Below are 5199 nucleotides of genomic sequence, written 5' to 3' on the forward strand. Positions count from 1 at the left end.
TATTGAGTCAATATAAGTATTTTATAAGAGGGATTTAAGAAAAATTTTAACTTTTTCTTAATCCTTTTTAATTTTAGGAGATTATACTAGAGTCATCAAAAAAAGAAAACTCTAAGGAGAATCCTATGAAATTCAATCCAAATCAGAGATATACTCGTTGGTCTATTCGCCGTCTCAGTGTCGGTGTTGCTTCAGTTGTTGTAGCTAGTGGCTTCTTTGTCCTGGTCGGACAACCAAGTTCTGCGCGTGCTGATGTGGTCAATCCGACCACTGCTCAAGTCGTGCCAGATGCAGATTCGGTGAGTGAAAAGAGCGACTTACCAGCAGAGGCTCTAAAAAAAGCAGTCGATGTAGCTCTTCCTTCAGAACAGGCAGATTCAGTACCTAAAGTAAGCTTGGATTCTACAAGCTCTCCAGAAAAAGCGGATGTAGCTGATAAAGACCAAGTAGTAGTTCCCAAAGAAGAAGTGCAAGCAAAACCAGAATCTAAGAAACAAACAGACGATACGGTTAAACCTGCAACAAATTCTGCTCCTGTAGTCTCTGGACAAGACCGTGAGGCAAGTGAAGCTCAACCAGCAACCACTCCAGCTGAAGTGCAAAAAGGTGTGGCTGACAATACCAAAGACACAGTAGATGTCCCAGCCACTTACTTGGACAAGGCCAATTACCCAGGCCCATTCACAGCCGGTGTTAACCAAGTTATCCCATATGAATTCTTCGCCGGTGACGGTATGTTGACTCGTTTGATTCTGAAGGCATCAGACAAGGCTCCATGGTCAGACAATGGCTCAGCAAAAAATCCTGCCCTCCCACCAGTAGAAAAATTAGGCAAAGGTCTCTACTTCTATGAAGTGGATTTGGCAGGTACTCAAGGCAAATCAGACAAAGACTTACTTGACCTCTTGAAACAAAACGGCACTCAAAGCTATAAAGCTACTATTAAAGTGTATGGTGCGAAAGATGGCAAAGTAGATTTGAGCAACCTCGTAGCGACTAAGGATTTGGATGTCAATTTGAATGGCTTGACTACCCCAGCTGAAGTGCAAAAAGGTGTGGCCGACAATACCAAAGATACAGTAGATGTCCCAGCTTCTTACTTGGACAAGGCCAATTACCCAGGCCCATTCACAGCCGGCGTCAACCAAGTTATCCCATACGAATTCTTCGGCGGCGACGGCATGTTGACTCGCCTTATCTTGAAAGCTTCTGACAAGGCTCCATGGTCAGACAACGGTTCAGCAAAAAATCCTGCCCTCCCACCAGTAGAAAAATTGGGCAAAGGTCTCTACTTCTATGAAGTGGATTTGGCAGGTACTCAAGGAAAATCAGATAAAGAGCTTCTTGACCTCTTGAAACAAAACGGCACTCAAAGTTATAAAGCTACAATTAAGGTGTACGGTGCGAAAGATGGCAAAGCAGATTTGAGCAACCTCGTAGCGACTAAAGATTTGGATGTCAACTTGAACGGCTTAACTACTCCAGCTGAAGTTCAAAAAGGTGTAGCTGATAATACCAAAGACACAGTAGATGTTCCAGCCACTTACTTGGATAAAGCGAACTTCCCAGGCCCATTCACAGCCGGCGTCAACCAAGTCATTCCATATGAATTCTTCGCTGGTGACGGTATGTTAACTCGCCTTATCTTGAAAGCATCCGATAAGGCCCCATGGTCAGACAACGGTTCAGCTAAAAACCCCGCTCTTCCACCAGTAGAGAAATTGGGCAAAGGCCTCTATTTCTACGAAGTGGATTTGGCCGGTACTCAAGGTAAATCTGACAAAGAGCTTCTAGACCTCTTGAAACAAAATGGTACTCAAAGCTATAAAGCTACTATTAAAGTGTATGGTGCTAAAGATGGTAAGGCAGATTTGAGCAACCTCGTAGCGACTAAGGATTTGACAGTGAACTTGAACGGACAACAGTCCTCTATTCCGATGCAGTCAGGCTTTGCTCCATCTTCTAATGGTTCAGCTATGCCGACTCCAATGATAAATAGTCATCAAGATGCGTCTAATATGAAATCTCAAATGCCAGCTGCTAGCCAGGATAAGATGATGCCTAGCAAAGAGCAGGACAAAACCATGAACGCTAGCCAGCCAATGGCAACACCAAGCATGAAACAAGACCAAGCTCTAGCAGCCTCAAGCAAAGCGTCTGATGAAGGCAAGATGGCATCTAATAACAAGGTGTCAAGTCCAATGATGGTTGATCAAATGAAAGACCAAAAAGACATGCTTCCATATACCGGTGAAGCCCAAACCGCAATGGCTACTCTTGGATTCTTTGGACTCGCCTTGGCCGGTCTTGTTGGATTTTTGGGTTGGAAAACCAAAAGAGAAGATTAAGGTTCAAATCATTTAAACATTACGGAAAATAGTGTTATACTAAAGCAAGTATAACACTGTTTTTGTCAAAGGAGTGTCAGATGAAAAAGACAATTTTGTTGGTTGATGATGAGATAGATATTCTAGATATTCAAAATCGTTATCTTTTACAGGCAGGCTACGATGTTTTAGTCGCCCATGATGGTAAGGAAGGATTGGAACTTTTTAGAAAAAAAACTATCGACCTCATTATCACAGATATCATGATGCCTAATATGGACGGTTATGATTTCATCAGTGAAGTTCAGTATATTGCTCCTGATCAACCCTTTCTCTTTACAACTGCTAAGACAAGCGAACAAGATAAGATTTATGGATTAAGTTTGGGGGCAGATGATTTTATAGCTAAACCGTTTAGCCCACGGGAATTGGTTTTGAGAGTGAATAATATCTTGCGCCGCCTTAGTCGTGGCGGAGAGACCGAGCAAATTGAGTTTGGTGACTTAGTGATCAACCATGTGACTCATGAGGTTCGCATTGGGGAACAGCCTTTGGAATTGACAGTGAAATCTTTTGAACTTCTATGGATATTAGCTAGCAATCCTGAGAGAGTCTTTTCAAAGACTGAACTTTATGAGAAGGTATGGCAAGAGGACTATGTGGATGATACCAATACACTCAATGTTCATATTCATGCTTTGAGACAAGAGTTGAGTAAGTATACGAATTTAAACACTCCTGCTATCAAAACTGTTTGGGGATTGGGCTATAAGATGGAAAGACCGAGAGGAAAAAAATGAAATTAAAAAGCTATATTTTAGTGGGGTATCTAGTTTCGACTCTACTAACGATTTTGGTTGTTTTCTGGGCAATCCAACGAATGTTGATTGATAAAAGTGAAGTTTACTTTCTAGTTGGAATGACCTTGATTGCTAGTTTCATTGGCGCTGCAGTGAGCATCTTTCTTTTGTCGCCCGTTTTCTCTTCTCTGAAACATTTGAAAAAACAAGCTCAGGATATAGCAAGCAAGGATTTCAGTACAGAAATCGAAACCAAAGGCCCATTAGAATTTCAAGAGCTAGGCCAGGCTTTTAATGACATGTCCCACAATTTGCAGGCTACCTTTCAATCACTTGATGAGAGCGAGCAAGAAAAGAGAATGATGATTGCGCAGCTCTCTCACGATATTAAAACTCCCATTACCTCTATTCAGGTTACTGTGGAGGGAATTCTAGATGGAGTGATTAAAGAAGAGGAGCGGTTCCACTATTTAACCACGATTGGTCGGCAAACTGAGCGTCTAAACAAGCTAGTGGAGGAATTGGATGTTTTGACTCTTAACAGACAACCTCAAGATACTGCTGATGAAGAAGTCGAAGAGGTCTTTTTAGATCAGCTGTTGATTGAGTCAATGAGTGAATTTCAACTCCAGATTGAACAAGAGGAGCGGGATGTTTACATTCAAGTATCACCTGAGTCGGCGAAAATCAAGAGCCATTCTGACAAACTTTCTCGTATTCTGGTCAATTTGTTAAACAATGCCTTTAAATATTCAGAACCAGGAACCAGAATCGAGGTTCTTGCCCAATTAACAGAACAAGAGCTGACGATCAGTGTGAAAGACGAGGGGCAGGGGATCCTTCCTGAAGATTTGGGAAAAATTTTTAACCGATTGTATCGTGTAGAAACTTCACGAAATATGAAGACAGGTGGGCATGGATTAGGTCTTGCGATTGCACAAGAATTGGCCCATCAGCTTGGTGGTGAAATCACAGCAGAAAGTCAATATGGCTTAGGAAGCAAGTTCACATTCTGCCTTAATTTGAAATAAAGGCGTAAAATCTCTTTACAAATCGACGGATTCATGATACAATAACCTTTGTGTGAAATAGCAGCAGGGAAGCATGAAGCTCGTCAACAGGTGTCTTATGATAAGTAACCTTGGCTGTTTAGGCGAAGGGCATCTGCACGAATCAGGGCTTTCTAAGTGACTATTTCCACCGAATATTATTTATATCAGGAGGACATACATATGTCACGTTATACAGGACCATCTTGGAAACAAGCTCGTCGCCTTGGCCTTTCACTTACAGGTACAGGTAAAGAATTGGCACGTCGTAACTACGTACCAGGTCAACACGGACCAAACAACCGTTCAAAATTGTCAGAATACGGTTTGCAATTGGCTGAAAAACAAAAACTTCGTTTCACATACGGTGTTGGTGAAAAACAATTCCGTAACTTGTTCGTAGAAGCTACAAAAATCAAAGGCGGAATCCTTGGTTTCAACTTCATGCTTCTTTTGGAACGTCGCTTGGATAACGTTGTTTACCGTCTTGGCCTTGCGACTACTCGTCGTCAAGCACGTCAATTCGTAAACCACGGTCACATTCTTGTTGACGGAAAACGCGTTGATATCCCTTCATACCGTGTAACTCCAGGTCAAGTGATCTCAGTTCGCGAAAAATCATTAAAAGTTCCAGCAATCCTTGAAGCTGTTGAAGCTACTCTTGGACGTCCAGCATTCGTATCATTCGACGCTGACAAATTGGAAGGTTCATTGACTCGTTTGCCAGAACGTGATGAAATCAACCCAGAAATCAACGAAGCACTTATCGTTGAATTCTACAACAAAATGCTTTAATTTTAAGAAATATCTTACGAAAAGCCTACAACAGTGGGCTTTTTGTTTTACACTTTAAATCAAGATCTCTCCTATTTTACAATAAAAAGTTAATAGTGTTTTATCTTATATAAAGAGTAAGTTTATTAGACGGTAGTTAATATGCAGGAAAAGATAAAAACAAAAATTTTACAAAAAATCAGAAAAACCAGTTGACAAGCGTCAAAAAGTAGGTATAATAGAAAGAGT

At 41.3% G+C, this 5199-nt stretch carries 4 protein-coding genes; all 4 read left to right on the top strand.

Features of this window, described 5'->3' with window-relative positions:
* Positions 1-125: 125 nt before the first annotated feature.
* The 4 genes from RWX26_RS11145 (at position 126) to rpsD (ending at position 4971) form a co-directional block, all read left to right on the top strand.
* Positions 126-2348: an SSURE domain-containing protein gene (locus RWX26_RS11145; RefSeq protein WP_314581788.1), complete on the top strand. Its 2223-nt coding sequence runs from the start codon at positions 126-128 to the stop codon at positions 2346-2348.
* Between the two features lie 80 nt (positions 2349-2428).
* Positions 2429-3127 (top strand): response regulator transcription factor, encoded by a 699-nt coding sequence (locus RWX26_RS11150; RefSeq protein ID WP_254727669.1) that lies wholly within the window; start codon positions 2429-2431, stop codon positions 3125-3127.
* Positions 3124-4158, top strand: a complete 1035-nt coding sequence (locus RWX26_RS11155; RefSeq protein WP_314581792.1) for a HAMP domain-containing sensor histidine kinase — start codon at positions 3124-3126, stop codon at positions 4156-4158. The genes RWX26_RS11150 and RWX26_RS11155 overlap by 4 nt, the downstream gene beginning before the upstream one ends.
* 201 nt (positions 4159-4359) lie before the next feature.
* Positions 4360-4971, top strand: a complete 612-nt coding sequence (rpsD, locus tag RWX26_RS11160; protein ID WP_006144803.1) for a 30S ribosomal protein S4 — start codon at positions 4360-4362, stop codon at positions 4969-4971.
* Positions 4972-5199 lie beyond the last annotated feature (228 nt).

Source organism: uncultured Streptococcus sp. (assembly GCF_963536705.1).
Taxonomy (GTDB): Bacteria; Bacillota; Bacilli; order Lactobacillales; family Streptococcaceae; genus Streptococcus.

Excerpts from the sequence above, each read along its gene's own strand:
- RWX26_RS11145 (WP_314581788.1), top strand. The coding sequence starts at position 126 with ATGAAATTCAATCCAAATCAGAGATATACTCGTTGGTCTATTCGCCGT.
- RWX26_RS11150 (WP_254727669.1), top strand. The coding sequence starts at position 2,429 with ATGAAAAAGACAATTTTGTTGGTTGATGATGAGATAGATATTCTAGAT.
- RWX26_RS11155 (WP_314581792.1), top strand. The coding sequence starts at position 3,124 with ATGAAATTAAAAAGCTATATTTTAGTGGGGTATCTAGTTTCGACTCTA.
- rpsD (WP_006144803.1), top strand. The coding sequence starts at position 4,360 with ATGTCACGTTATACAGGACCATCTTGGAAACAAGCTCGTCGCCTTGGC.